Origin of the sequence: Bifidobacterium gallicum DSM 20093 = LMG 11596, from assembly GCF_000741205.1 — a bacterium.
In the GTDB taxonomy this organism is placed as follows: domain Bacteria; phylum Actinomycetota; class Actinomycetes; order Actinomycetales; family Bifidobacteriaceae; genus Bifidobacterium; species Bifidobacterium gallicum.
Genome location: NZ_JGYW01000004.1, coordinates 170,524 through 197,169, shown reverse-complemented (window position 1 = coordinate 197,169; position 26,646 = coordinate 170,524). Strand labels below are relative to the sequence as shown.

General features: G+C 57.7%; 22 protein-coding genes. 3 read left to right on the top strand and 19 right to left on the bottom strand.

Features of this window, described 5'->3' with window-relative positions:
- Positions 1–135: 135 nt before the first annotated feature.
- A complete protein-coding gene (locus BGLCM_RS03645; RefSeq protein WP_006294412.1) occupies positions 136–1,047 on the bottom strand; it encodes a polyprenol monophosphomannose synthase in 912 nt (303 codons plus the stop codon).
- Positions 1,048–1,214: 167 nt separating this feature from the next.
- Between BGLCM_RS03645 and BGLCM_RS03640 the strand changes: the two genes are divergently transcribed.
- Positions 1,215–2,363 (top strand): quinone-dependent dihydroorotate dehydrogenase, encoded by a 1,149-nt coding sequence (locus BGLCM_RS03640; RefSeq protein ID WP_006294414.1) that lies wholly within the window; start codon positions 1,215–1,217, stop codon positions 2,361–2,363.
- A gap of 151 nt (positions 2,364–2,514) precedes the next feature.
- Here BGLCM_RS03640 and BGLCM_RS03635 read toward each other — a convergent pair whose 3' ends face one another.
- From BGLCM_RS03635 to BGLCM_RS03575, 15 genes are all read right to left on the bottom strand, one after another.
- Positions 2,515–3,606, bottom strand: coding sequence for an NADH:flavin oxidoreductase/NADH oxidase (locus tag BGLCM_RS03635; protein WP_044084879.1), 1,092 nt, complete (start codon positions 3,604–3,606; stop codon positions 2,515–2,517).
- 417 nt (positions 3,607–4,023) lie between these two features.
- Positions 4,024–6,279: a transglycosylase domain-containing protein gene (locus BGLCM_RS03630; protein ID WP_044084779.1), complete on the bottom strand. Its 2,256-nt coding sequence runs from the start codon at positions 6,277–6,279 to the stop codon at positions 4,024–4,026.
- Positions 6,280–6,541: 262 nt separating this feature from the next.
- Positions 6,542–7,252 carry a Crp/Fnr family transcriptional regulator gene (locus tag BGLCM_RS03625; RefSeq protein ID WP_420796149.1) on the bottom strand — a complete coding sequence of 237 codons (711 nt, stop codon included), beginning with the start codon at positions 7,250–7,252 and terminating at the stop codon, positions 6,542–6,544.
- 291 nt (positions 7,253–7,543) lie between these two features.
- Positions 7,544–9,082, bottom strand: coding sequence for a lipoate--protein ligase family protein (locus BGLCM_RS08630; RefSeq protein WP_006294420.1), 1,539 nt, complete (start codon positions 9,080–9,082; stop codon positions 7,544–7,546).
- A gap of 9 nt (positions 9,083–9,091) precedes the next feature.
- Positions 9,092–9,421, bottom strand: coding sequence for a hypothetical protein (locus tag BGLCM_RS08430; protein ID WP_044091215.1), 330 nt, complete (start codon positions 9,419–9,421; stop codon positions 9,092–9,094).
- Positions 9,418–9,672: a hypothetical protein gene (locus BGLCM_RS03615; protein ID WP_044084777.1), complete on the bottom strand. Its 255-nt coding sequence runs from the start codon at positions 9,670–9,672 to the stop codon at positions 9,418–9,420. Before BGLCM_RS03615 ends, BGLCM_RS08430 begins: the two co-directional genes overlap by 4 nt.
- Positions 9,673–10,277: 605 nt before the next feature.
- The gene (locus tag BGLCM_RS03610; protein WP_420796145.1) at positions 10,278–11,120 is read right to left on the bottom strand and encodes a TM2 domain-containing protein; all 843 of its coding nucleotides are present in this window, start codon (positions 11,118–11,120) and stop codon (positions 10,278–10,280) included.
- Positions 11,121–11,437: 317 nt separating this feature from the next.
- Positions 11,438–11,587 (bottom strand): hypothetical protein, encoded by a 150-nt coding sequence (locus tag BGLCM_RS08555; RefSeq protein WP_006294424.1) that lies wholly within the window; start codon positions 11,585–11,587, stop codon positions 11,438–11,440.
- 157 nt (positions 11,588–11,744) lie between these two features.
- Entirely contained in the window at positions 11,745–12,785 is a 1,041-nt protein-coding gene (locus BGLCM_RS03605; protein ID WP_006294425.1) for a 3-isopropylmalate dehydrogenase, read from the bottom strand.
- 334 nt (positions 12,786–13,119) lie between these two features.
- Positions 13,120–15,687, bottom strand: coding sequence for a S9 family peptidase (locus tag BGLCM_RS03600; RefSeq protein ID WP_081450362.1), 2,568 nt, complete (start codon positions 15,685–15,687; stop codon positions 13,120–13,122).
- Between the two features lie 204 nt (positions 15,688–15,891).
- A complete protein-coding gene (locus BGLCM_RS03595) occupies positions 15,892–17,301 on the bottom strand; it encodes an App1 family protein (RefSeq protein ID WP_006294427.1) in 1,410 nt (469 codons plus the stop codon).
- A 106-nt stretch (positions 17,302–17,407) separates the two neighbouring features.
- Positions 17,408–17,800 carry a glycine cleavage system protein GcvH gene (gene gcvH, locus BGLCM_RS03590; RefSeq protein WP_006294428.1) on the bottom strand — a complete coding sequence of 131 codons (393 nt, stop codon included), beginning with the start codon at positions 17,798–17,800 and terminating at the stop codon, positions 17,408–17,410.
- Positions 17,801–17,946: 146 nt separating this feature from the next.
- Positions 17,947–19,056: an NAD(+) diphosphatase gene (gene nudC, locus BGLCM_RS03585; RefSeq protein WP_044084776.1), complete on the bottom strand. Its 1,110-nt coding sequence runs from the start codon at positions 19,054–19,056 to the stop codon at positions 17,947–17,949.
- A gap of 51 nt (positions 19,057–19,107) precedes the next feature.
- Positions 19,108–19,965: an alpha/beta fold hydrolase gene (locus tag BGLCM_RS03580; RefSeq protein ID WP_044084774.1), complete on the bottom strand. Its 858-nt coding sequence runs from the start codon at positions 19,963–19,965 to the stop codon at positions 19,108–19,110.
- A gap of 271 nt (positions 19,966–20,236) precedes the next feature.
- Entirely contained in the window at positions 20,237–20,875 is a 639-nt protein-coding gene (locus BGLCM_RS03575; protein WP_044084773.1) for a DUF4916 domain-containing protein, read from the bottom strand.
- A 335-nt stretch (positions 20,876–21,210) separates the two neighbouring features.
- On the opposite strand from BGLCM_RS03575, the gene trxA reads away from it, so the two are divergent.
- Together trxA and BGLCM_RS03565 are read left to right on the top strand one after the other, a co-directional pair.
- Entirely contained in the window at positions 21,211–21,570 is a 360-nt protein-coding gene (gene trxA, locus BGLCM_RS03570; protein ID WP_044084872.1) for a thioredoxin, read from the top strand.
- A gap of 454 nt (positions 21,571–22,024) precedes the next feature.
- A complete protein-coding gene (locus BGLCM_RS03565) occupies positions 22,025–23,083 on the top strand; it encodes an aggregation-promoting factor C-terminal-like domain-containing protein (RefSeq protein ID WP_044084771.1) in 1,059 nt (352 codons plus the stop codon).
- 112 nt (positions 23,084–23,195) lie between these two features.
- Here BGLCM_RS03565 and BGLCM_RS03560 read toward each other — a convergent pair whose 3' ends face one another.
- The 3 genes from BGLCM_RS03560 to rfbA all read right to left on the bottom strand — a co-directional run bounded on the left by BGLCM_RS03560 (position 23,196) and on the right by rfbA (position 26,638).
- On the bottom strand, positions 23,196–23,690 hold the full coding sequence (locus tag BGLCM_RS03560) for a hypothetical protein (RefSeq protein WP_006294435.1): 495 nt from the start codon (positions 23,688–23,690) through the stop codon (positions 23,196–23,198).
- A 427-nt stretch (positions 23,691–24,117) separates the two neighbouring features.
- Positions 24,118–25,602: a tyrosine-protein kinase domain-containing protein gene (locus BGLCM_RS03555; RefSeq protein WP_006294436.1), complete on the bottom strand. Its 1,485-nt coding sequence runs from the start codon at positions 25,600–25,602 to the stop codon at positions 24,118–24,120.
- Positions 25,603–25,759: 157 nt separating this feature from the next.
- Positions 25,760–26,638: a glucose-1-phosphate thymidylyltransferase RfbA gene (rfbA, locus tag BGLCM_RS03550; RefSeq protein ID WP_044084769.1), complete on the bottom strand. Its 879-nt coding sequence runs from the start codon at positions 26,636–26,638 to the stop codon at positions 25,760–25,762.
- Positions 26,639–26,646 lie beyond the last annotated feature (8 nt).

Genomic DNA, 26,646 nt, shown 5'->3' with positions numbered 1-26,646 from the left:
TGCCATGAGCGGCTCCGACAGTTTGCTGTTGGAGCCGCTCATGTATTGGAAAAACGAGAAAAACACCAACTATGTGGCGGTGCTACGAGCATGCTGACGTGCATCACACGGCCATGCATCACGCAGCCATATGCGTCACGACAATGGTTTGCCGAGCATGCGGCGGATACCCCAAACTGTCACACGTCCCATGGCTTCGCGCACGATTGTGCTGTCCATTTTCGATTTGCCGCGCGTGCGCTCAGGAAACGTGATCGGCACTTCCTGCACGAGCGCGCCGGCATCCACAACGCGGCGCGTCATATCAATCTGGAACACATAGCCGTTGGCTTCGATGGCGTTCAAATCAACGCGACGCAACACCGCGGCGCGATACGCCCTGAATCCGCTCGTCATGTCACGCACATCCAAACCGAGCATGAACCGCGAGTAGAACGAGCCAGCTTTGGAGATGCCATCGCGATACCACGGCCAATCCTCCGTACTGCCACCAGGCACACGACGTGAACCCAACACCACATCCACATCATCGCGTTCTTCAAGCACACGCAACAAACGGCTCAAGTCTTCAGGACGGTGCGAGCCGTCCATGTCCATTTCGCAAATCACGTCGTAGCCATGCTCAAGAGCCCAAGTGAATCCCGCGATATACGCCGGTCCCAAACCTTGCTTGCTCTCGCGATGTAACACATAGAGATGCGAACCGTTCGTACACTTGTTGATGCGATGCGCCATGGCCAAGTCGGCTGTGCTGACCGATGCGTCCGACGACGCCCACAACGGTTCGGATTCGTCGTCGCCCGTAGGACGGGCGTCTGGTACGCCGGCACGCGAACCAATTACGCGCGCGATTACGTCGGCTGCCGTGCCCGTGCCGTCCGGCGAACCGTCGTCCACAATCAGCACATCGACGCCGACATTGCGCGCGAACAAATCACTGAGCGTCGGTTCGAGGTTGTCACGTTCGTCATATGTAGGCATCACCACGCATACTTTGCCACCACGCATGCCTCTCACCTCGCTTCCTGCAACGTTTTGCCAGTCCATAGCGCATCATGTTTCCAGCGGCCTATCCCCATTGCCGCCGTGCGCCATCATACACGTTCATGGCCCAACTTTAGCCGCGCCTCAGGCCGAATTCTGCAACGAATTTTCCCACAACCCACACAGCCGTTACCTTCACATGACGCCAAAGCATGGCACAATGGTCAAGTATGAGTTATGTTTCCGAGAATTCGCTGCACGACGCCGTGAACAAGGCGACGACGGATTTGTTCACGTTCGCCTACAAGCATGTCATCAAACCCAACTTCGTGTTCAACCACACGCCTGACGTGGCGCATGACCAGATGATCCGTTTCTGCCAGGTCACTTCGAAGATGCCACCGTTGATGTGGCTGCTGCGCACGATGCTCGATTACACCGATCCCGTGTTGGAAACCAATGTGATGGGTGTCAACTTCGCCAATCCGTTTGGCCTTTCGGCAGGACTCGACAAGAACTGCGATATGCCTGTGGTGCTCGACCACGCAGGCTTCGGGTTTGAAACGATTGGTTCCACGACTTCGCGCCCATGCGCGGGCAACGCACGCCCATGGTTCCACCGGTTGCCTGAATACGATTCGATGATCGTGCATGTGGGCTTGGCCAACGAAGGTTCCGACGTGGTCATCGAACGCGCCGAACATGCTTGGCGCAATACCGAAAGCATGCAGACGTCAATCTCAATCGCGCGCACGAACGACAATCTCGTGGGCGACCTGAATGAAGGCATTGAGGATTATTGCATCTCATTGGAACGTGCGGCAGGCCGTTCGGCCATGGTCGAGATCAATGTGTCATGCCCGAACACGATGGCCGGCGAACCGTTCACATCCTCCCCAGAGGCGCTTGACCGCCTGTTTACGGCGCTTGACAAGGTGGACCGCCCGCAGCCCACACTCGTCAAGATGCCATTGAACAAGCCATGGCCGGAGCTCAAGGAGCTGATTGATGTGCTGGCCGAGCACAATGTGCAAGGCTTGACCATCGCCAATCTGCAAAAAGACCGCACGGGCATGCAGATTCCAAGCACGTGGCTTGGCGGATTGTCGGGTTCGCCATGCTATGCGCCAAGCAACGAACTGATCAAGCAGGTGTATCGCGACTATGGCGAGCGCTTCGCGATTGCCGGCGTGGGGGGCGTGTTCACGCCACAACAGGCCTATGCGAAGATTCGTGCAGGTTCGAGTCTCGTCATGTTTATCACGTCGCTCATGTATCGCGGTCCGCAAACGATCACCGTGCTCAAGCGTGGCCTGGCCAAGTTGCTCAAGCAAGACGGCTTCGACCATGTCAGCCAGGCCGTTGGCATCGACGCCTGAAACGCGGCGCATCCCCTCAGCAGCTGATAATCAAGGCCTCTGGAAACGTAACGATTGACGTTTCCAGAGGCCTTGATTATGCGGTCATGCCCATGCGCACTGTTGTGCACTGTTGCACACTGTTACTCATGGTGATACGCAAATATGCTCGCTACTCCACACGATACGCGCCGCGCACATACGCTGGCGGATATGGCGTCTTGTCAACGGGTACACCGAGTTTGGCATAGGCGCGCAATGGCCAATACGGGTCGCGCAATGCGGCGCGGCCGATTTCCACGGCATCGGCCTCATACCCTTTGACGATTTTTGCCGCTTCCTTGGGTTTCGTGATTAGCCCCACGGCCGTGGTCGGGATGTTTGCGCCGCGACGCACTTCATCGGCGAACCGCACCTGGTAGAGCGGTTTGACTGGAACGGTCACGTGAGGTACGAGACCCCCGGTCGACACATCGATCAAGTCGACGCCATGGTCCTTGAGTTCACGCGCGAGCTCGATCGTCTGTTCCAAGTCCCAACCGCCTTCAGCCCAATCAGTGGCTGATACGCGCACGAGCAACGGCATGTCGTCACGGATTACACCGCGCACTTCGTCCACGGTTTCGAGCAGCATGCGCATGCGGTTGCGTAGGCTGCCACCATATTCATCCTCACGCAGGTTCGTCAACGGATCAAGGAACTCCGAGAGCAGATACCCGTGCGCCGCATGCAGTTCAATCGCATCAAATCCGGCTGTCATCACACGCCATGCGGCGTCACGGAAGCGGTGTTGGATCTCGTGGATTTCATCCACGGTGAGTTCACGCGGTGTGCGCTGGTCGCCATAGGCGATCGCGCTCGGCGCCACCGTTTGCCAACCGCCTTCTTCAAGCGGCACGCTCGTGCGTTCATAACCCAGCGAGAAGCATCCCATCGACCCTTTGCGTCCCGCATGGTTGAGCTGGATCGCCGCCGCAGCGCCCTGCGCCTTGATGCCGCGCGCAATCCAATTCCACGTGTCGATCATGTCGTCTTGCCACAGTCCCACATCGCAGGGGGAAATCCTGCCTTCCGGCGTGACGGCTGTCGCCTCCACAATGACCATGCCGAAGCCGCCTGATGCGCGGCTGACATAGTGCTCATAATGAAAATCGGTCGGTCGGCCATCATGGGCGAATACCGAGTAGGTATCCATCGGAGGCAACCAGATACGGTTACGCACGGTCAAGCTGCGAAGATGCAAGGGTTCGCACAGTCGCGGCATACGGAAATCATCATGAGTATTTTTCGATGACTTGCGTGATTTCTTGGCGGCCTTGTACTCGGGCGAGCCGGGATTGACGAGCTGTTCAGCCGACTGCTCTTCGGTGAGCAGCGGTTCCGGACGGGCGTGTTTTGCCATGATTCCTCCAAACCGCGGCCTTGTGCGGGCCGCAACACAATCATCTCCAGTGTGTCCAGCCTAACCGAAGATTCGCTGGGAATACGGCCCAACACGCAAGATAACGGGGGGAATCGCGCTCAGCCTTCCCCACAGCGCGCCACAAAACGCACGATGCCGCCCCGACTCGAAAGTCAGGACGGCATCGCTTGAGTTCACCTGCGCATCAGCAGTGCGGCAATCAACGCGGGCTGTGTGCCAAAAGCCGCGTGTCACAAGCCTTGCGTCACAAGCCGTGCGTTACGGCTGGGACTGCTGGGACTGCTGCTGGGGCTGGTTGTTGGTACCGGTGTTGTTCAGCGTGCTCGAGTTAGTAGACGAGTTGCCGGTACGTGAGGCCGCAACGGTCCTCATGTATTTGTCGACGGGCTGGCCGTAACTGTCGTCGACCTGGATGCCCTTCTTGTCCAAATACTTGTTCGTGAAACTCGCGTAAGCAGGCGCGGCGATCGTGCCACCATCCCAGTAGCTGCGATACTGGCCGTTGATCGCGATGTTGGCCACACGATGGTTGAGCGGGTCCTGCACGTCGCCGACGAGCACGAACGTGGCGATCTCGTGCGGCGTGAAACCGCCCGTCGTCAAGTAAGTGTCCTCGTTCGTACCGGTCTTCAGGAACGACTTGCGGTTGTTGGCGAGCTTGCCGAACTGGCCGGCGCCGTCGGGACGCACGACGCCCTGGTTCATCGTGTACGCGAGCGTCTGGATGATGTCCTTGTCCACAGCCTGATGGCAGTTGGCGCTCGGCACCTGCAGCTTGTCGCCGTCGGCCTTCTCAACTTCCTTGAGCGCGATTGGCGAGCACTGCACGCCGTTCGCCGCGTACGTGGCGTAGACGGAAGCCATAGTCAACGGCGAAACCGAGGCGGAACCGCCAATCAGCAGAGCCGGGTGCATGGAAACGTCGGAATACACGTCTTCCTGGCCAATGATCGCGTTGTGGTAGCCCACGGCCTTGGCCGCGTCAGCCACAGCGCACAGACCGATCTTTGCACCCATCGAAGCCATCGTCGTGTTGTGCGAGTGCACAAGGCCGAGGAACGGGCTTTCGGGGCTCACCGTGCCGTTCGTCAACGCGTTCGTGACGTGCCAGACGTCAGTGCCGCCCTGGTAGCCGTTGCAGCTGAACAAGCTCGTTTGGTAATCGGTGGGGTTGATCAACGATTCGTTGAGCGAACGGCCCTGCTGCATCCAAGCGATCAGGTTGATCGGCTTCCAGCTCGAACCGATCGGGAAGCCGCGGCCGCCGCCATCGATCTGGTCGACGGCGTAATTCATCGAAGCGCGCGTGGGATCGGTGGCCGCCGCGTCGGTGGCATCATAGGTACGGTTGAGGCCAAAGCCGAGCACTTCGCCCGTGCCGGGCTTGACGGAAGCCATCACGATTTCCATGCCCGACGGATCGTTGGCCGGAATCGTCTCCTGAGCCGTCTGCATCATCAGCGAGTTGGCGTCCACGTCGAGCGTGGTCACAATCTTCAAGCCGCCTTCCTGCAGCAGCTCTTCACGTTCCTGGGCCGTCTTGCCGAACTCGGGCGAGTTCTCGATCTTATGTACCACGTAGTCGCAGAAGAAGCCCGCATCATACGCCGCAGCCATGCAACCGCGAGACACATCCTGCACGTCAAGCGTGTCGACGAGCGGCTGCGCAACCGCTTCGTCATACTGCTGCTGCGTGATGAAGCCCTGGGCTTTCATCTGCTGCAGCACCAGGTTGCGCTGCTTTTCCGCTTCAGGCTGGTTCTCAGGGATTGAAGGATCATACTTCGAAGGGTTCTTCGTAACCATCGCGATGGTCGCGGCCTGCACCACATTGAGCTTGTCGGCCGTGGTGTTGAAGTAGCGTTCTGCTGCGGCCTGCACGCCGTAGAGGCTGTTCGAACCGAACTGCGCGATGTTCAGGTAGCCCTGCAGGATTTCCTGCTTCGTATACTTCTTCTCCATCTGCATCGAGATCAGCATTTCGCGCATCTTACGCGCGATCGTGTCTTCCGTGGCGTGATATTCGCCAATCGGATCATTGTTTTCACGGGCCTTCGTGGCCAACACGTTCTTCACATACTGCTGCGTCAGCGACGAACCGCCCTGTTGATCGCCCTGACTGATATAGGTTTGCACGAACGCGCGCATCACGCCCTGCACGTCCACGCCCGAATGCTCGAAGAAACGACGGTCCTCACGGGCCACCACAGCCTGCTGCATCGGCGTGGAAATCTGCTTGAGCGGCACAACCTCACGGTTCTGCGCATAAAACTCAGCGATGACCGTTTTGCCATCGTTGGCATACATGGTGGATTTCTGCGGCAGCGTCGTCACATCGAAATCGATGTTTTCGACTTCCATGGACGGCGTGACTGCCTTAACCACGTTGTTCGCCGCCACCACCGCGGGCATGAACAACATGCTCGTGACCACACCTCCGGCCACGCATAACGTCACGAATGCAAGAACCAGCGCGAGCGCGCGCTGGAACGTCATGGTTTTCTTCTTGGGCATGAGGTTCATTCTAAATGTCGGCCCTTACGAAGAAAAGGGTTTGTGAAACATTACACACAAACCTTTGCAATTCGCCGTGCAAGGCTTAGGTGCGCGTGGGGTGCGTGAGGTGCATTGGGTGCGTTAGGTGCAGTCTGCGGGTCGGCCGAGTTTCAATCTGCGAACCAACTTACCTGCGACCCAACGTTCCAGCCCACGGGTCAGCTGCGACTCACGGTAGTTTCAGCCCGCTGATCCGTAGCTCAGCATCGCACCGCGCAACTCAACGCTTCGACCTACGAATCAGCGCGCCCGGCTGATAAATGATGATTGTGCGCCCCTCGCGCGCGATCCAACCACGGTTCGTGAAATCGGTCAACGCCTTGTTCACGGTTTCGCGCGACGACCCCACAAGCTGCGCCATCTCTTCCTGTGTCAAATCATGCGGCACTTCCAGCCCGGCCTCCACGGGCCGCCCGAAGCGCGCTGCCAGATCCAACAACGTTTTGGCCAGACGTCCCGGCACATCCGAGAACACAAGGTCGGCGATGCGCTCATTGTTGGCGCGCATACGGTTGGCCAACACCTGCAGCATGTCCACGGCGACGCTGGGATTGTCTTCAAGCCAACGGAACAGATCGTCATGTTCCACCCACAGCACCGTCGTGCCGTTGACCATGGCCACAGCCGTAGCCGTGCGCGGGCCACCTTCCGGATCGAACACGGGAATTTCGCCGAGCAACTCGCCTCTGGTCTGGATGCTCAGCAGCTGGATGCGGTCGTCATTCGATGTGCGCATGAGTTTGACGCGACCCGCCTCAATCAAATACATGCGATGATCAGTGTCCCCCTCGCTGAAGATCACATCACCTTTGTTCACCATAAGACGATGCATGTGAGGCAGCAGGTTGCTTGCCTGTTCAGGAGTAACGCAACGGAACAACGCCGTGTGCAGCAGGGTTTCCAGATCATCGGATGCTTCCATGCACTCCATCATAGAGGCCGTCCCGCCGAGCCCGACCCCCTCGTCTTTCTTCGTGAGCGCCCCGCGAGCGCGCCGCCTAACCTTCCTTCACGCACGTCTGCGAGCGCGTCGCTAATTCCCGCCCCCTGCCCGAACCTTCCGCAAGACACGCCACCCCTCATGCTCAAGCCACGCTCAAGCCGCACCTGAACCGCACCCGATCCACGCCCGATCCACGCCCGAGCCGCACTCATTCACACACGCCGCACACGCGCCTCACACTCACTTCACACTCATTTCATGTTCATTCCATGCCCATGTTCATTCCACGCCCACGTCGCCCCGCGCCATATCCCTCGCGCATTGCACGAGCGCATCCTGCACGTCCTCTCGACTGAGCGTAGTTTGCGTCACAATCGGATCGACACGCCGTTTGGCCGACTGTACGGCTTTATCGACCAACTTGGCTTGCGCCGTGTGCAACACCTGGCTCATCAGCTCGCCGTCAAAATCGTAAGCCAACGTCGTGTGATGCAACAGCACGCCATGCCGACCCGGTTGCCGCTGCACAAATCCCCCATCCGCAGCTAACTGCAGGCCGGTGCGTAAATCTTGCACCGCATTGCGCCCCACGCCCATTCCCCGTTCTCCCGGCGCTTCCAGAGTCTCTTCCACCGCCCGATTTTCTTGCGTTTGTTGCCGCGCCGGATACTTGCGTTCGGCCGCCCCTCCGATTTTGCCGCGCGGCGACGCGATGTCGTTCAGTCCCGTGAACATCGCCCGCATACCGATGCTGTTCAGCGCAGCCACCGCGAACGCATCACACACACGGAACGTTTGCTCAGGGGTCAGCCCCTCGCTCCATTCGAGCGGCGTGACCAGTGAGTAGGTGATTGTTGCGTCAGGTTCCACGAGCATGGCGCCGCCACCTGTACCTCGCCGCACCACGGCAAATCCGAGCTGTTGCGCGGCTTGTTCGTTCACTTCGTTGCGTACCGACTGGAACCGCCCGATCACCACGGCGCGTTCCCCCCACCGCCAGAACCGCAATCGAGGACGACCATCTCGTGCCACAAGCTCCACCTGTCGCTCTTCCTCGAGCATCTGTTCAGCAGCCCCGCGCGCGCCATCAACAATAATCTCAATCCCCTGCTCCCCCAGCTCCCGCCAATACCGTCCAACCGTCACTTCATCCAGCTCTTCCGCCTCGTCCCCCGGCATCCCTGTCGCGTCGCCTACCCCTTCCGCCGCATCACCCGACTCACCTGTCCCTCTCGCCGTCACGGCCGCCGAACACTGCGGCTCACCTGCCGCATCGTCCAATCCGCCCGTCTTGTCCCCCGCTACAGCTGTTTCCGCACCCGACACACGAGTTCCGCCAGATACCCCGCTGACCCCGGCCACACTGCCCGTCACCTCTTCCGCCGCATCACCCTGGTGTTCCGCGCGTTTACCGATCTTCTCGCGCGTCACCCCATGCACGCCCCGCTCCCAGCCGCATGCCGTCACGAACGCCTGCACAATCGTCTGTGCATCCACGCCAATCAGCTGCGGTAACGAGGCATCATCAAGAATCTGCTGCACCGCCTGCCGCACACACGCCCGCAGCTCGTCACAGTCCCCCGCGTTCCCCTCGCTTGCACTGCCATCCCCCGTGCCGTCCGCCCCGAGTTCCGTACGCACGCGCTCCAACGCACGCTGAATCAGCACAATCGGATCGTCGCCGCTCCCCTGAGGTTCCCGACTTAAGAAATAATCCCCGTCAATACGCACATCACACGCGTCACCCTGATCGACGACATGCACGCGCACCATCTTGCCGCCCACCATCTTGCATTCCGCACTACGATCCACACCCATGTCCCCATTCTACCGACTCCCTTCTCTCCCCTTCTCCCCTCTTTCCCTTTCGCGTCCCACTTTTCTTCTTCCTCTTTTCCTTCTTCCTCTCTTATCCCTTCCCGCTTTTCTTTCATCCCTTCCCCCTCCTCTTCCTTTTCTCTTCTCATCACTCCCTTTTCTCTCCTCTTCTCCGACCTCCTTCTCTCTCTTCTCCTTCAGTTTCCTTCTTTCCCTTCTCGTCACTTCCGCCGCCCTTTCCCTTCTCTCCACTCCCGCCGCCCCGTCCCTTTTCTTCCATTCCGCCCCGTCCCTTTTCTTCCATTCCGCCCCTCTCAACCTCTGACCCCCAGGCGTCAAAGTGTCACCTCACGAATTCCCCACCCAACTACCAATTTCCCTTCCTCTTTTCCGCGCTCTTCCTTTCCTCCCTCTTTGCCAACTCGCTTCTTCCCTCCTTCTCTGACTTGTCTCTTCCTTTCCTCCTCCCTCTCCACCGACCTCTTTCCCTTTTCACTTTTTATTTCCGTCCAACCTCCATGGCATCCCCATCCAGCTACCGCATCCCCCCTCTCCTGCCGCGTCCTTCCCTTTCTTCCCTTCCAACTCATCACCACCCTCAACTTTGATCCCTAGGCGTCAAAGTGTCACTCTCACGAACTCCGCATCCAGCTACCAACCCTCCTCTTCCCACTCGTCCAAACTTTCACCCCAAAACCGCATCTCCCCTGACCAGGCTGGTCAGGAGAAATGCAGAATCCGTCCCCAAAGTGCACCTTTCCTGACCAGGTTGGTACGGAGAAACGCACAATCCGCCCCCAAAACGCATCTCCCCTGACCAGACCGGTCAGAAGAAACGCACAATCCGCCCCCAAAACGCATCTCCCCTGACCAGCCCGGTACGGAAAGATGCGGGATCTGCCGCGGGTGTATCGCGAACGTACCGCCATGGTACAAACGCGACACATTTTCCGAATTTCCCCACCAATCCGTAGTGCGTTCGTACCACGGTGGTACAAAAGCGCTACATCCAATCGAGGCGTCCACGTCAACTCCCCGCCAACCCACGCCACTCCACAACAAAAAGTGGCGCGTCTGACCCGTTGGGGTCAAACGCGCCACACGTTCAGTAATCAGTCGCATACGTCAGCGGCCACATGCCACAGGCAATCCTTCCGACTGCCCGCTTGACCGTCAAGTCGCCACGCGACGATGATCAATCAGTCAATTCCACACCCTTGGCATCGCGGTGCGCGGGCTGGCCCGGGTGGGAGCACAGGATCATGATGCCTTCGATCAGACCCCAGATGCTGGCGGCGATGGGACCAAGGCCGAGCACAATCCAGCCGAGCAGTGTCAGCAGCAGCTGGGCGACGGCTTTGCCCGTGAAGCCCAGATAGAAGTTGCCCACGCCGAAGCATCCGAGGAAGATGCTCAACAGGCCTGCGGCAATCTTGCTCTTTGGCGTATAACCTGCAGGCAGCACCTCGCCCGTAGCCGAGTACTGACCAGCCTGTGCGTAGTTGGGCTGTGCATACCCCGGTTGCGCATAGCCGGTCTGGGCGTAACCGGCCTGCGGCTGCGTAGGCTGCTGCGGCTGCGCATAGCTCTGCTGCGTGTATGCGGGTTGCGTGTACGCCGTCTGCTGAGCATAGCCGGACTGTCCGTATTCCGGCGCGGCATAGCCCTGCGCCGCAGACTGGTTATACGCCGGCGCACCATAGGCAGCAGTGGCAGCCGTAGCAGCGGCCGGTTCAGTATAAGCCGGTGCAGCTGCCGGTTCGCTTACCGAAGGCTGCGTATACATCGTGGTTTCCTCAAATACGGTTTCCGTATAGGTCGGAGCCGCAGGCTCACCATACGCCGGCGCTTCGCTGTTTGCACCGTACGAAGGTGCGGAAAGCGATGGCATCGCATCGGGTTGCGCGATTGACGTCGCATCCGACTCGCCATAGCTTGGCGCCTGCGGAGCAGCGGCGTAGTTCGGGGCGCCGTATTCCGGCGCGGCCTGCTGCGCATTGGGATCTTGCGGATTGAATTCGTTATTCACGTTGGTCACTTGGTATGTCACTTTCTCTCGTGTGCAATGTTGAGGGAAGCGTTGCCGCAACCTCATAGGGGGGCAGCCTACCGACCTTGGAATCCTTGCCATTCCCCAAGAACTCATGTGCATATTCATGCATACAAGAAATCGGTCGCGTGTATCAGCATACACAACGACCGATATTCCAGATATATTCCCGCATGATTTATGAGAACATTTGCATTGGCTTCACAACGCCAATCCAGCAGCCCCAACCACAATCACACGGGTCGGCGAAGCCTCTCGACAAAGCCTCTCAGCCAAGCCTCTCGGCAAAGCTGCTCGGCAAAGCCTCAGGCCACATACGTCGGACCATACTCGCCCGGCACATGCGTCGTGGCGATGTACGGACCGGCGGTGCCAGCGGCATAAGCCTGCATGCCGTTCGAGCAGTGCAGGTAGTTCGGATCAAACGTATCGGCGCAATCGCAGCAACCACACATGGTATACCTCGTTTCATCACGGCCCCGCCATCGGCAAGACCTGTTCCATTCGTGCCCCACTGTACAGGCGAGGCACGAAGAAGGGGGCTCGAGCCCACCATATGGTGCTCACCATATGGCGTGCTCACGCCCCCCCCAACTTCGTAAAAGCCATCGCTTACATACGCGCCAAAATATCGCGGCCGACTTCATCAGTGGAGCGCTGGGTGGACCCGAGCTCCTCAATGTCGGCTTCTACAGCGCGGTCGATGCGTTCGGCTTGCTCGTCGAATCCCAAGTGACGCAGCAGCATCGCGGCCGACAGGATTGCAGCCGTCGGATTGGCGATGTTCTGTCCGGCAATATCGGGTGCCGAGCCGTGAATCGGCTCGAACATCGACGGGAACTCATTCGACGCGTTGATGCAACCCGAGGCCGAGTAGCCCACGCCACCGACCACAGCGCCCGCCTCATCGGTCAGAATGTCACCGAACAGGTTGTCGGTCAAGATCACGTCGAAACGCTGCGGATCGGAGACCATGTAAATCGTCGCCGCATCAATATGGCAGTAATCGTGCGTCACTTCCGGGTACTCCTGCGCCACGCGGTCCACAATGCGCTGCCACATGTCACCCGCGTTGACAAGCACGTTCTTCTTGTGCACGAGCGTGACGTGCTTGCGCCGCTTCATGGCCAGCTCGAACGCGTAACGCACCACGCGCTCGGCACCGTAGGCCGTGTTGATCGACACTTCCGTAGCCACCTCGGCCGGCGTGTCACGACGCACAGCGCCGCCCGCGCCGCAATACAGGCCTTCCGTGCCTTCTCGCACGACGACGAAATCAATCTCGCCGGGCTCGGCCAGTGGGCTCGTCACGCCTTTATAGAGCTTCGAGGGACGCAGGTTCACGTACTGGTCGAGCGCAAAACGCAGCTTGAGCAGCAGGCCGCGCTCAAGAATGCCGGCCTTGATACGCGGGTCACCCACGGCACCCAACAGGATTGCGTCAGTCTGCTTGATCGCTTCCAGATCCTCGTCAGGCAGGATCTGTCCGTCACGCAGGTAGCGTTCGGCGCCAAGGTCAAAGTCCACATACTGGAACGACGCCGCGTCACCTGCGGCTTTCTCGAGAGCCTGCTTGGCCCATGGTGTGACTTCTTTGCCGATGCCGTCTCCGGGGATCACGGCAATGGTGTACTGCTTGGTTGCATCATTCATAGGGGCGAGACTACACGCGCCGATTCGGGGGGCTGCACAATCGCTCATTGTATGAAACGAATCCCGCAAAGCTCTCACATCGTGGAACGTCAGCCCGTCACATTCGCGCCCGTCACACCATGCTCGCAGCACCCGCAGCACCCGTCACGTCACGCTCGCCGTGTCCAGCGCGTGCGGACCGCCGCGTTCAACCCGCCACGCTCGACTCTTCCGGCCGTCACACTGCATCCGCAGCAGCACACGCCAGTCACGCCAGCACACGCCAGACACCGCCCGCCCCGCAGCAGCACACGCCAGTCACAGCTCGTCACGCCCCGCCGCCCACACCGCGCCCCTACCGCTCGATGCCCATCACATCCAAGCACCAGGCGTTTTCAAAGCAGACTTCCTCCCACTGCTTGTAGCGTCCCGTCGTGCCGCCGTGACCCGCCTGCACCTCGATTTTCATGATCGCGTCCACGCCGGCCGCCTGCAGACGCGCCACCCATTTGAGCGGTTCGGCCACCATCACGCGCGTATCGTTCATCGACGTCGTCACAAAAATCTTCGGGTACACCACACGCCCGGCGCCAGCTCCAGCCTCATCTGCGCAATCAGCCTCACCTTCCGCAGAACTCGTCTTCTCCCTCGGCAACGGCGCGTTCTCATACGGCGAGTACGACTTCATATAGCGGTAGACCTCCGCATCATGCAGCGGGTCGCCCCACTCGTCCCACTCGGTCACCGTCAACGGCAACGACGGGTCGAGGATCGACGTCAGCGCGTCCACAAACGGCACGTCGGCTTCAATGCCCGCGTACCGTTCGGGAGCCATGTTCGCGATCGCACCCATCAGCAGGCCGCCAGCTGAGCCGCCGTTGGCCACCGTGCGCGCCGTGTCGGCAAGTCCGCTGTCTTCAAGCGCCGCCGTCACGTCCACAAAATCCTCGAACGTGTGCTTTTTGTTCAGCATGCGGCCCTGCTCGTACCAGGCGCGCCCCATTTCGCCACCGCCGCGCACGTGCGGCACGGCATAGAGCACGCCGCGGTCGAGCATGCTCAGTCGCGACACCGAAAATCCCGGATCAGAACTGATTTCGTAAGCCCCGTAGCCGATCACAAACATCGGCATGCCAGCTTTGAGCTGCCCGCGCTTCCACACGAGCGAGACGGGCACGCGCTCGCCGTCACGCACGTCCACCCACGCGCGCGCTTCCGTGTAGTCGCGCGCATCAAACCCGCCGAGCACGTTCGCGCGCTTGAGCAGCCGGTCCTCGCCCGTGCGCACGTCAAGTTCGTGCAGTTCGCTCGGCCGCGTGTACGAGCCGAACGAGTATCGCATGCGCGGCGCGTCATAGTTCGGGTTGCCGCCCGCCCCGATCGAGTACAGACGTTGCGTGGTGAGGTTGAGTTTCTTGGTTATTTCCGCCATTTCCTCAGTGGCCGTCGCATCGTCGCATGTGTCCACATCAAGCGTAGGGGGCACAACCTCCGTAAATCGCCACGGCCGCCCCTCCACAAAGTCCTGCGCCGCATCATCTTTGGCGCATACGGCCAGATGTGGCACGCCCGACTCACGGTATGACAGCGCCACAAAATGGCGGTGTATCGCAATGCCTTCAATGCCCAGACCTTTGGCGCCTTGCAAAATGGCGGGGTTCGTGTCCACGCTCCAAGGTGTGGCTATGGGTTCGTGTGAGGCGCCTTCGACCACGAGGTCACCTTGTTCGCACCCGTAGGGCGATCCGACAGCTACGCGCACACCTTCGCCAAGCGTGTATGGCGGTTTGTGGTCGCGCATGTCGATCACGTCGATTTCAAAGTTCGGGTTGTTCGCATTGTGATAGACGATGGCCAGCGGAATGTCGGCGCGTTGGCCGTTGGCATCAGGTGCGCCGGCCTGCTCGAAACAGGCGAAACTCACGTCGTATTCCACGTCGGGTTGGCGTGCGATGAACACTTGGAATTCGCCGGTCGGATCGTCAATCGGCAGCATCAGCACTTCGGTTGAGGTTTTCGACCCTGTGCCGATCACAATGTGACGTTCGTCGAATGACAGACCCACGCCACACCAGAAGCGTTCATCGTGTTCGTGGAACACTTCCACATCTTCGCTGACATCGGTGCCCACGCGGTGGCGCATCACGGCGTAGGGGCGCCATGCGTCGTCGAGCACCGAATAGAACACCCATTGCGCATCTGGCGTCAAACAGGCTCCGCAGATGCCGGGCAGCAAATCGGGAAGGTCGCGTTGCGTGGCGTCGGATTGCCACAGGTCGCGAATGCGGAAATCATACCGTTCAGCGCCGGTCGTGTCCACGCCGTAGAGCATGAAACGGCCGTCACGCGAGAGATCCATGCCTCCCAAACGGAAGAAGTCGTGACCTTCGGCCTCGGCGTTCATATCGAACACAATCTCCTCGCCGTCGAGCGAACCCGGAGCGGACGCAGGGTCGATGACGGGCGCGTCCCAGTCGTCGGCGCCGCGGATCGGCAGACGGCATTGCACGGCGTACTGGCTGCCCTCCTGCGTGCGTGTGAAATACCAGTAGTCGTCGATACGCGTCGGCACCGACAGGTCAGTTTCTTGCACGTGAGAGCGGAACTCGTCGAGCAGTGTGGCACGCAATGTCCCCAGATGCGCGGTGCGCGCGTCACAGTACGCGTTCTGCTCGGCCACATATTTCGCCACCTCCGGAGAGTCTTTGTGACGCATCCAAGCGAAATCGTCGATGAACGTGTCGCCGTGGAACGTGCGCGGCTCGCCGTGACGCGCGGCCTGCGGCACTGCCAACGCTGCCGGATCCGTTGAAGAATCGGTCGTACAGGAAGAAGTTGCAGCTAGGGAAGAAGTCGTGGCTAGGGAAGAATCAGAAGGCTCACAAGCAGGGTGGAACAGCGCGTCCTCGGCATTTTCAGTCATGCCGGGATTATAGCGCGGCCGCGCGCCCGCAAGCCCGAAGCAAACGGGCGCTACGGAAGTGCAACCAGCGCCGAGCCGAGCGCACGGGACAGCGGTGGACCGGACAGCGGTGGACCGGATGGCAGTGAGCTAGCTCGAAGTGGAACGGATACCAGCGCAGCGAATAGAAGCGCACCAGTTGGAGATGGGCTGGTTGGCAGTGAGTTAGTTCGAAGCGGGCTGGTCGGACGCGGGCTGCTCGGACGCGGGCTGGTCGGGGTCCTCAACGAACTGCTCAAGGTAGGGCAGCATTGTTTTCATGATGTTGACGCCCGTGGCGCCGCTGAACACGGGCACGTCCGTCTCGGGCATCGGCTGCGTGGATGCGGTGCCGCGCATGACCGAAATCGTCATGCCGCCCGAAGCTTCACGCACGGAAAGCTGACGGATGCCAATTGCCAACACGCGACCCGGGTAGCGACTGGCGATTGTGGCGTACGTCGTCGGGTCTTTTTGACCGTCGTCGCCGAGCAGAATGAAACGCATGTCGGGAAAGTCGGCCATGAGTTGGTCCACATACTCGAGTTTGTGCGTCACGCCTGACGGGATGAATGTTTTGGGACGCGGGTCAAGGTCGCGCAGCAGCAGCGGGCCGTCGGGGAACCCGTAATCGTTGATGAACCCGCGGATCTGGCTCTCCACGTTCCACGGCGACGTGGACAGGTAAAAGAACGGGGCCTGCGGGAACATGTGGTGCAGTTTGTTGTACATCACGGCCATGCCGGGCACACTCGCGCGTTTGCGCGGGCTCATCAGCAGCAGATTGTAAGCAGCCTTCCACAGCGTGGGCACTTGCGTGACCATGATCGTGTCGTCAATGTCGGAAATGATGCCGACTTTGCAGTGTTCCCGGATTGTGAACAGCTCGGAGGTGACGGGCTTGCGATGCGGCACACGGCATGTCATCGTGTGTACGCCGGGTTCGAGCGGATATTCGGCGAGCAAATCGAGGTAGCCAGCTGCATCGGAAATCGCATAATCCGACGTGCGTGTGCGTGTGGGATTGTTGCGTTCGAACACTTCAATCGAACCAAGCTGAATTGTGCGCAGTTTGGTGCCGTCAATTGACAAACGCACGCATTCGCCGGGAGCCGGCACCTCGAGCATCGCGCGGATGCCACGTACGGGACGGTGCGGGTCGGCGTTGCGCGGCGCGTAGACGGTGCGGCAAATCAAGCGCGAATATTCCTCAGTGCCGTAACCCACGTACGGCTTGACCACGGGATACCAGCCCATGCGCTGCACGTATGACGTGGAAAAGCGCGTCCAGATGCCGAACACTTTGATGATGGCCTTGCGGACCAGGCGTTTGACGCCGCCGAGTTTGCGCCGTGCGCGACGCAACGTGTCGCTCGTGGTCAAATAGGCGGCCGCGCGGTGCGACATCATGGATGCACGCCGCTGCTCAGGCGACGCGAGTTGCACATCGTCAATGGCCGTGGCCACCGACGTGGTCGGCAGCGCGACGGCGGGAGCCTGCTCGTCGCTGTTGGTGGCATGGCTTTGCTCATGCTCGATGGCGCGTTCGAGGATCCGCTTGTCTTGTGTGGTCACACTCTGTTTCACTCGGATCATCCTCCCCTTGCATGGATGTCATTCCATCATTGCACGGATGTAATTACACGGGCGTAATTGCACGAATGGAATTACTGGGCGGTACTGGACAGTAATCGCTTAAGAATCACTTAAGCAGAGCGGCGTATTGTTCAGCGGCCAGCAAATCGGGTTGGTCATCGTCAAGCTCCATCTTGACAATCCAGCCTTCGCCATACGGGTCCTCATTGATGATTTCCGCATCGGTTTCGAGCGCACGGTTGACGTATTTGACTGTGCCGGCGACGGGACTGATGACGGGCTGCACGGTTTTGGCCGATTCGACCTGGGCCAGGTCGTCGCCGCTGTTGATATGCGTGCCTACGTCGGGCAGATCCACGAACACGAGGCTGCCCATCTGTTCGGCCGCGTATTCAGTGATGCCGAGCACAGCGGGTTCGTCTTCGGCGTTCACCCACACGTGGTCGTCGGAGTATTCAAGGTCATCGGGAATGTCGAGGCGCGGTTTGTTGTCGGTCATGGTCGTTGCCTTTCTGTTGGATCGGTTCTGTTGGAGGGTTGGTAAGTGGTGTATGCAGCCGAGGTCTGGCGGGAGCCACCGTGTTTCACGAACGTTTCACTCATACTGTGCGCGGTATGCACGAGTATAAACGCAGTGGCCGCGCTTCAGTCGATGGCGTGACCGAGCCACTGTTCAATCATGACACGCGCAATGGCCGCTTTGACGGGCGGTTCCATGCGTCCCATGATCAGCGCGTTGCGATACTCGTCACGCGTCATCCACTGGGCGTCCACTGTTTCCTGACCGTCCACCTGAATGTCAGTCGTATTGGCCACAGCTTTGAACGCCATCATCAGCGAACCCGGATATGGCCACGGCTGGGAACCCAAATACTTGACCTCACCAAGCGCAATGCCCGTTTCCTCAAGCGTCTCGCGCCGCACAGCATGTTCCAAGCTCTCGCCAGCTTCCACAAAGCCTGCCGATACCGAATACAACAGCGGATTGCTCCATGCGCTGTTGTGCTGCAGCAGCAGACGGTCCCCATGGTCCACGACGGCCGTGATTACGGCCGGTTCCACGCGCGGAAACAGTTCACGGCCATCGTCAGGATTCGTGCAGCGTTGCGCCCAGCCCGCGTGAATAATTGCGGTAGGTGCCGCGCAAGCCGGACAATACCGCTGCGAATCCTGCCAGTTGGCCACACTGATCGCCGACGTGGCCTGCCCGATTTCACGCGCGCTCGCACGCGGCACAAACGTGCGCAAATCAATCCACTCGAACTTGCTGCAGGCTTCCACAAGCACCTGCGCATCGGCACGCAGCGCCGCGAACCTGTCTACAGGCAGCGGTTGCACTGGCGAATCCGGTGAGTCTAGTGAGTCCGGTGAGTCCAGGAATGCGGAATCCCGAGTCGTCAAATCCAGCGCTGTCAAATCGAGGGCCACCACGCGCCCGGCGTCCGCGGCGGTGCCGTAGGAACCCAGGAAGATGGCCGGGATACGTACATGCAGGTCCTGGCACAGCGTTTCATACGCTCGTGCCACATACTGGGCCGGCACGGTGGCCAAGTGTATGCGTGGCTGGCGGCTGGAGCCTTGCGGCACGGCCACCAAACCGTTGCGCACGAGCATGACCTGCGTATGCGGGCTGGCGAGCAGTTCTTCAATAATGCCGTCTTGCTCACGGCGCTCAATCTCGTAATCAATGTCGCCTTGGGCCAGCGGCAGCAATGGCAGCGCGGGCGTCAATGCCAACGGGGAAAACAACGTCATAGCCATACTCCTTGATTGCTTGCAGGACTGACTTCTTGCCGATCTGACCGCTCATCGGGCGTCGCGGACGCGGCGCACGAGTGCGAGCAACGCGTCGGCCACATCTTCAGGGTGTTCCCACGCGCTGAAATGCCCACAATCCTCAATGGCAGTAAGCGTCACCTCCGTGTGCACCATGCGGTCGGCCATCGGTTGCATAACGGCCGGTGAACTCGATGGATCCTGTTCGCCACACACGATTGCAGCCGGAGCCGTGATGCGCTCGAACTGGTCGTTCAAATCGGGGCGGCCCGCAGCCATGCGTTCACGCCAAGCGATGCCTTCGGGATCCTGCTCGTTGATCCACGTGCTGAACTGCTCGATATAAGCAGCCGAACGCTTGATTGAGGAATCGTTGGGATTAGGCTCCACGAAGAACATGACGGGAGCCACGCTGTGCTCACGCTCGCATTCGTCGGCAATGGCCAGGCGGTTCGCACGGGCAGCCGGCCGATCAGCGTCACCTTTGGTGTCAAGTAATGCGATACCGGCCACGGATTCAGGGTGACGGCGTTGGATGTTCAGCACCAAGTAGCCGCCCATCGAAAGCCCTGCCCAAATGGCCTGCTCATAGCCCGCATCATGCAGCATCTGCACGTAGGCGTCGGCCATCAGATCAAGCGCGTCTTCGTAGGCGCCATCAGGTGCGATGCGGCCCACGTCATCCGGGTCCACAATCGGGGCGTCGCCGGCTCCGGGCATATCGGGCGCCCAAATCGGGAAGGGTACGAATTCCTGTTCGTCGGCCAGTTCCATGAGAGAGGTCGCGCAACGATCCCACATGCGATGGTCCACAGGGAATCCATGGCATAGGATCAGTGGCAGCTCATTGCCTTCACGATACATATGGTTCACAACCTCAACAGCCATGGGCATTCCTTCCTGCCGCAACACACGCACGCGCCATTGCTTTCCGTGGCGGTGCCAGCGTACTTCGTTACCTCCACACTACGCGCATGCGCGAAAAGACGGCTGGGACGGTGACGCAAGAAGCGGAGCCGAGCGGGTTGCTGCATGACGTGCACACGGGTTGTTTGCTATGCGAATGCGTATATGTTGCGTAGGTATTAGGTATATGGCGCAGGCAGCCACTTGGTCGGCGTCGGCCAGCAAGTGGCACCGTTATGGTCATCGTTATGGTTCAGAGCAATCCCGCGTCATTCAGCGCTTGAGCCAGGATGCGACCATGACCATACGGCATTTGATCCACAATGGAACGGATGCCATCACTGGCCACATGCGTCCATTCCACATCGATAGTCTCGTCTTTGGCCTGGCATTCGCCAGTCATCGTCACGACATAACACAGAGCGATGGCATGTTGGCGTTTGTCATAGAACGGCGTGATGCCTTGCATCGGAAAGTATTCGGCCACCATGAACGGTTGCATCGTATGCGGCATCGCAGGCAATGCGAACGGACCCAAATCACGCGTGATATGGCGCATCACAGCATGACGCAATTCTTCGCCATAGGTCACGCGGCCAGCAACCAGTGCACGTTCCACAACTGCTCCATCGTCGCTGACGCGCAGCAACGTGCCCACTTCCTCAATACGACCAAGCTGGTCCGTATGCACGGGCACGACGACCACGTATGGCATTGGCGTGCGCGTGCGAATGTAATTGAGTTCGTATTCAGGCAGCCAACCGTCCGGCTCCAAAAAGTCGTTGCCGTAATCGTCGCCGCCGAATCCGCCCGACCCAAAATCGCCGCCATCAGACCCGTTCGGCGCATCGAAATCATCCTCGCCCGGAATCTCCCCACCCATCACGCGCATGCCGCACTCCTTCACTGGCCACTGCCACATTGTTACGTTGCAGTATCCCACAAGAACCCCTCACAGCCAACCCCCCGATTACACAATGAAGCAGCAAAGAAAATATCAGAGGTTAGTTGAGGCAGATAAATATGCGCAGTTGAACGCAATGCACAATCAACAAGGCATATAACAGCACACTTCAAAACTTGAGACGGATTCGCAGGATGCCTCCAGCTTTCCCCAAGCTTGGGATTCAATACTCAAGTGTGGAACGCGGCAAGCCGGTCGCGTTGAATGAAAGCTTCGATCCCGAGCGCAGCATAGCGGGCGCCGGATCCATGAATGGAGGAATCATGGCAACTCACGAAGTTACTTCCGAAACTTTTGACAGCGTTATTGCAGACAACGAACTCGTGTTCATCGACTTCTGGGCGACCTGGTGCGGACCGTGCCGCGCATTCGGCCCGATCTTTGACAAGGCTAGCGACGCCAACCCAGACATCTACTTCGGCAAGGTCGACATCGACAAGCAGCAGGACCTGGCCAACCAAGCTGGCATCCAAGCAGTGCCGACACTGCTGATCGCCAAGAAAGGCCACATCGTCTACCAGCAGGCAGGCGCTCTGCGTGCAGCCGATCTGGACAGCATCATTGAGCAGGCCAAGAAGCTTGATGTTGATGCGGCGCTCGCGGAGGCAGCAGCCCAGAACTGACAATTCCAGACTTCAAGTCTGCACATCCAATATGTCGTGGCGGTCGGAACTTCCCCAAGGTTCCGACCGCCACGCGTTTATATAGCCACGTAACATACATATGCAAAAGGTCTGGCTGCCACGATTGCACTGGCGCATCGCTCATGTTCACGACGTGATCCGTGTTTTTCTCAACGATTAATCGTTTTACACGTTGATAAGCATAGGTTTGGAATGTCATAGGTGTGAATTTTGTAGCTTTTGGGAACAAGTAGAGGGATATTCAGGTAGAATATGGCACTGGGTGCCTTTCCGACGGTGGCTGCGCTGGATTGCGTGTGCGAGGTTCGCAAACGATTCCAACGATTCATACGAGATGAATCAGCCCGGCACCTACTGCACATACCATTCTGGTGAGGTTGACGAAGTGCAGTGCTGAACCGTCGAGGATTACCGTCTGATGCTGAGGAGCATAATGACTGACCATCGCGCGGCAAAAACGCCGACTCTCCGGTCGCTAAGCAAACGCCAGTGGATCAAGATCTGCGCAGGAGCAGCTGTGATCGCATCGGTCGTGGGCGGCGGATTGGCAACTCGCGGTATCTATACCCAGCACCATCAGCAGACTCCCACCGCTCAAGTCACAGCGTTCTCCGCCACGGATTCCGAGGCTGCATCGCGTGGCGATGTCCGTACTCCTTTGGATGGCACGTCGTATGTCAAGGTTGTGGTCAACGGCAAGTCGCAGAACGTGTTCGGCACAAACTTCACCGATGTAAAGTCCGTGCTGGATGCCGCTGACATTACGTTGGAACCTACCGACACGGTCTCCCCCGCCCTCGATCAGAAGGTGAGCGAGAACACAACGATTACGATTGAACGCGCCGACGCCAAAATGCAGACTGTGGAACAGAAGGTGCCGTTCAATACGATTCGTAAGGAAGATCCGAATCTTGCCAAGGGTGAGGAAAAGGTCGAGACTGAGGGTCAGGAGGGCATTCTCGAGAACACGAATCTCGTGCAAATGGCCGGTGACAAGGTCGTGTCCTCCAATACGTTCACATCGTGGCTGAAGAAGGCTCCTGTCGACAAGGTGATTCTGGTTGGCACGAAGACTGAAGCCCCGAAGGCTACCAGCAATACGAATAGTTCCAGCAATGCGAATAGTTCCAGCAATTCGAACAACTCTAGTAGCTCAGCTGCAAGCTCCAACATCGGTACCACAGTGCCTGTGGGCGAGATGCAGCAGTGGGCGCACGATTATCTGCTCGCCAATGGCGGCACTGAAGCTGATTTCACGGCGACGGTGTACATCATCGGTCACGAGTCGGGCTGGTCGGTGTCTGCCACGAACCCATCTTCGGGTGCGTACGGCTTGCCGCAGGCTTTGCCTGGCAGCAAGATGGGCTCGCATGGCGCTGATTGGGCCACGAACTACCAAACGCAGTTGCGTTGGTTCTGGGACTACTGCAAGAGCCGTTACGGATCCATCCAAGGCGCCTACGCCTTCTGGCAAGCCAACCACTGGTACTGATACTGTCCACGCCTCCATTTTGAGGTGAAACGGTTCAATAAGAGGAAGCCGGGCAACCACACAGTTGCCCGGCTTCTTTATTGAAGTAACACCTTATTGGTTAAGTGATTCATCACTCTTCCGTGTCGGGGGTTTCCCAATCGCCGTCTTCGTTGAGATTGACATCAGCATGAGTCTTCTCGGCACGCGGCTTGCGGCCACGCTTGCGTGTCAGGCTGACCTTGGCACCGGCAACATCGAACACCAATGCGTTGCCTTCGGGAGTGAGCAGACCACGCAGTGCCACAGTCGGGATCTCATCGCCTTCACCTTCCGGCATATCGAAATAACGCAGGATGGATTCAATCACACGTGGGTTGTAGATATGTGCAGATGCCGAAATCGATGGCTTGAGACCAAACGGGATGGCATTGGCATCGCGCTCAGGAACAGGCATAACAGCAATCTGCCTGGTCGTGTTATTAATCAGGAACTTGACGAATTTGGGAGCTTCGAGCTCCGCTACTGCATATTTATTGAGACGTATACCCTTGTTCGTAACAGTCATAACGGCCTTGCCGCTACGACGCTTAGGGCTCACAGCCTCAAATCCTTGCAATGACGACATAATAGGGGAAGTCCTTTCTGGACGAGAATATCGTCGCAATAAGCTGTTCCGCTTGTGTTTTCTTATCTATTACTCTTGTTGATAACCGACATAGCAACACTGCACACACCATGATAATGAATTAAACAATGACCCATCATGCTACAAGTATGCATTTCTTTATTGTTCTGACATCCATTATCAACAATATGGTCATTATTGCAGTAATCTATTATATTTGCAAATTGAGGTATGTTTTTTTCGCAGAGCTTGTATGGATTCAGAGAAGATTCGAGTAAAGCCCTATTCCCTCGAACTCCTATAGTATTGCCCATTGCAACGCAAACCGATAACTCTCATCCCCTCGTACATATGTGATATCAAAGAAGGGTGCCACCTAACCATAGTTAGTTGGCACCCTTAAGCGCATCTCACTATTGAGCAATTATCAGGCTTTATGATTTGACTTGCGACGTTTTTCCGATGAGCCATCGCCACTACCGTAATAGTAGTAATAATTGGATCCAGCCAGCGACGACTTATCATTCTTCGCTGAGTTGAACACAAATCCGGTAACGGTCACATCCAAATTCTTCACTTCGGTAGCCATTGCAACGAGTTGTTTCTTCAGTGTCATGCCACGTCGGGCCACGACGACCAATCCGCCGCCCTGTTTCGCGAACAATGCTGCATCATTGGCCACAACCATAGGAGCCGTATCGACCACCACGAAATCATACTGATGCAAAGCCTGCGCCAACAATTCCCTCATCAGCGGTGAGTTCAGTAACTGCGCAGGATTCGGTGGCTTCGGACCAGCCGGCATCACATGCAGGTTCGGACGCCAGAACGGCTGAATCACATCCTTGACCGACGCTTGTCCGGAAAGCACATGGGCCAAACCAGTCTCACCATCAATATGCAGCTTGTGCGCTACGGAAGGATGACGCAAACCAGCATCAATCAACAACACTGAGGCACCGTTCTCTACAAGAGCAGTAGCAATATTGGCAGCAGTCGTTGTCTTACCTTCACCAGGCCCCGCAGAAGAAATCACAATCAGCCTGGACTTTGTGCCATACACAGGAGTAACAAACGACAGATTCGTGCAAATACGTCGATAGCTTTCAGCCACAGAACTTGAGGGAGATGAGATAATCACCGAACTCTTGCCATCAATCACATCCTCTTCAGGAATGCGTCCCAGAGTCGGCGCTCCAAGATACTCACTCAGTTCCCTCTCGTCCTGGATCTTGCGCGTAAACATGTCTCTCAACAGGGCAGCAAAAATACCAGCAACCAAGCCACCCGCAATTCCAACAAGCAAGACCAATGTCTTTTTAGGTTCGCTTGGCGCTGTAGGGACGGTAGCCTTTTTCACAATTGTGATTTTTACCGGCGATACAGTGCCGTCCGTATACAGAGAACCTTTCACCACTTCTTGAAATGATTGTGCGACAGCATTCGCGATAATCTGCGCCATCTGAGGGTCAGATGAGGTTACGGAGATATTGATGAACGCAGTATTGGCTGGATTCACCGCATTTATAGTGGACGCTAGTGCATTCACGCTCTCGTTCAAATGCAACTCATTAATCACTGGCTGCAATACCACATCAGTAGCAACCAACGCTGGATACGATTTCACCTGAGTGTTGATATATGAAGCGGCATTCCCTAAATTTGAATAATTATTATCCGTTGTAGCCGAATCCTCGCTGTAAGTAGCAAAGGTTTGGGCTGTAGCTGAATACACAGGTGCCTTCAATACTAGATAGAAACATGCGCAAGCCACTATTATTACAAATGTGACAATAGCGGCAATAACATGCTTCATAATAATATGAAACAAACCTGCTAGGGTGAGATTGCTCTCCTGCCTCTCTCCTTCCGTAGGAGTGGATATTACATTATTGGACGTTTGTGACACCATCTTCCCTCTATCAGCTAGCAAATGACATCATTCGTATTCCACCAATGTAATGCACGGTAAGGAGCATCCTCCATCGATACTGAAAAACCATTAATCCAACCCTAAGCATTTCTCTAGAAATTCACATTTTCAATCTTCTGATCATTCACTTCAATAATCATCGGGCAATAGTCCGTTCAGCCACATTCATCAGGTATTGCCCGTATGCGCTTTTCCCGTAAGCTTTGGCCGTCTTCTCCAAAGTGGCCGTATCAATCCAGCCATTTTCATAGGCGATTTCCTCAATCACGGAAATCGGGAGCCCCTGAGCCTTTTCCACCGTGCGTACAAATTCACCGGCCTCATAGAGCGACTCCATGGTTCCTGTGTCCAGCCATGCGTATCCGCGCCCCAATGTCTGAACGTTCAAAGAACCATCATGCAAATACATGCGGTTCAGATCAGTGATTTCCAATTCTCCTCGCGGAGACGGCTTGATTTGCCTAGCGAAATCACAGACACGCCCGTCATAGAAATACAACCCGGTAACTGCATAGTTCGACGCGGGATGTTCCGGCTTTTCTTCAATGCCGATTACTTTCTTGTCGCTATCGAACTCCACCACGCCGTACCGTTCCGGATCTTCCACGTAATAGCCAAACACAGTGGCACCATGTTCCACCGAAGCGGCATCACGCAGCACTCGGCCCAAACCATTCCCATAGAAAATATTGTCGCCCAGCACCAGCGCACACGGATTCCCGTCGACAAAATCCTCACCGATGATGAACGCCTGGGCCAAACCATCAGGGCTTGGCTGCACCTTGTACGACAGATTGATGCCATAGCGGGAGCCGTCACCGAGCAAACGTTCAAAGTTAGGCAAATCTGTGGGCGTAGAGATAATCAGAATGTCACGGATACCCGCCATCATCAGCACACTCAACGGATAGAAAATCATAGGCTTGTCATACACCGGCAACAACTGTTTGGAAGTCACAGTCGTCAGCGGATACAAGCGGGTGCCTGAACCGCCAGCAAGAATGATACCTTTCATAAAGCTTT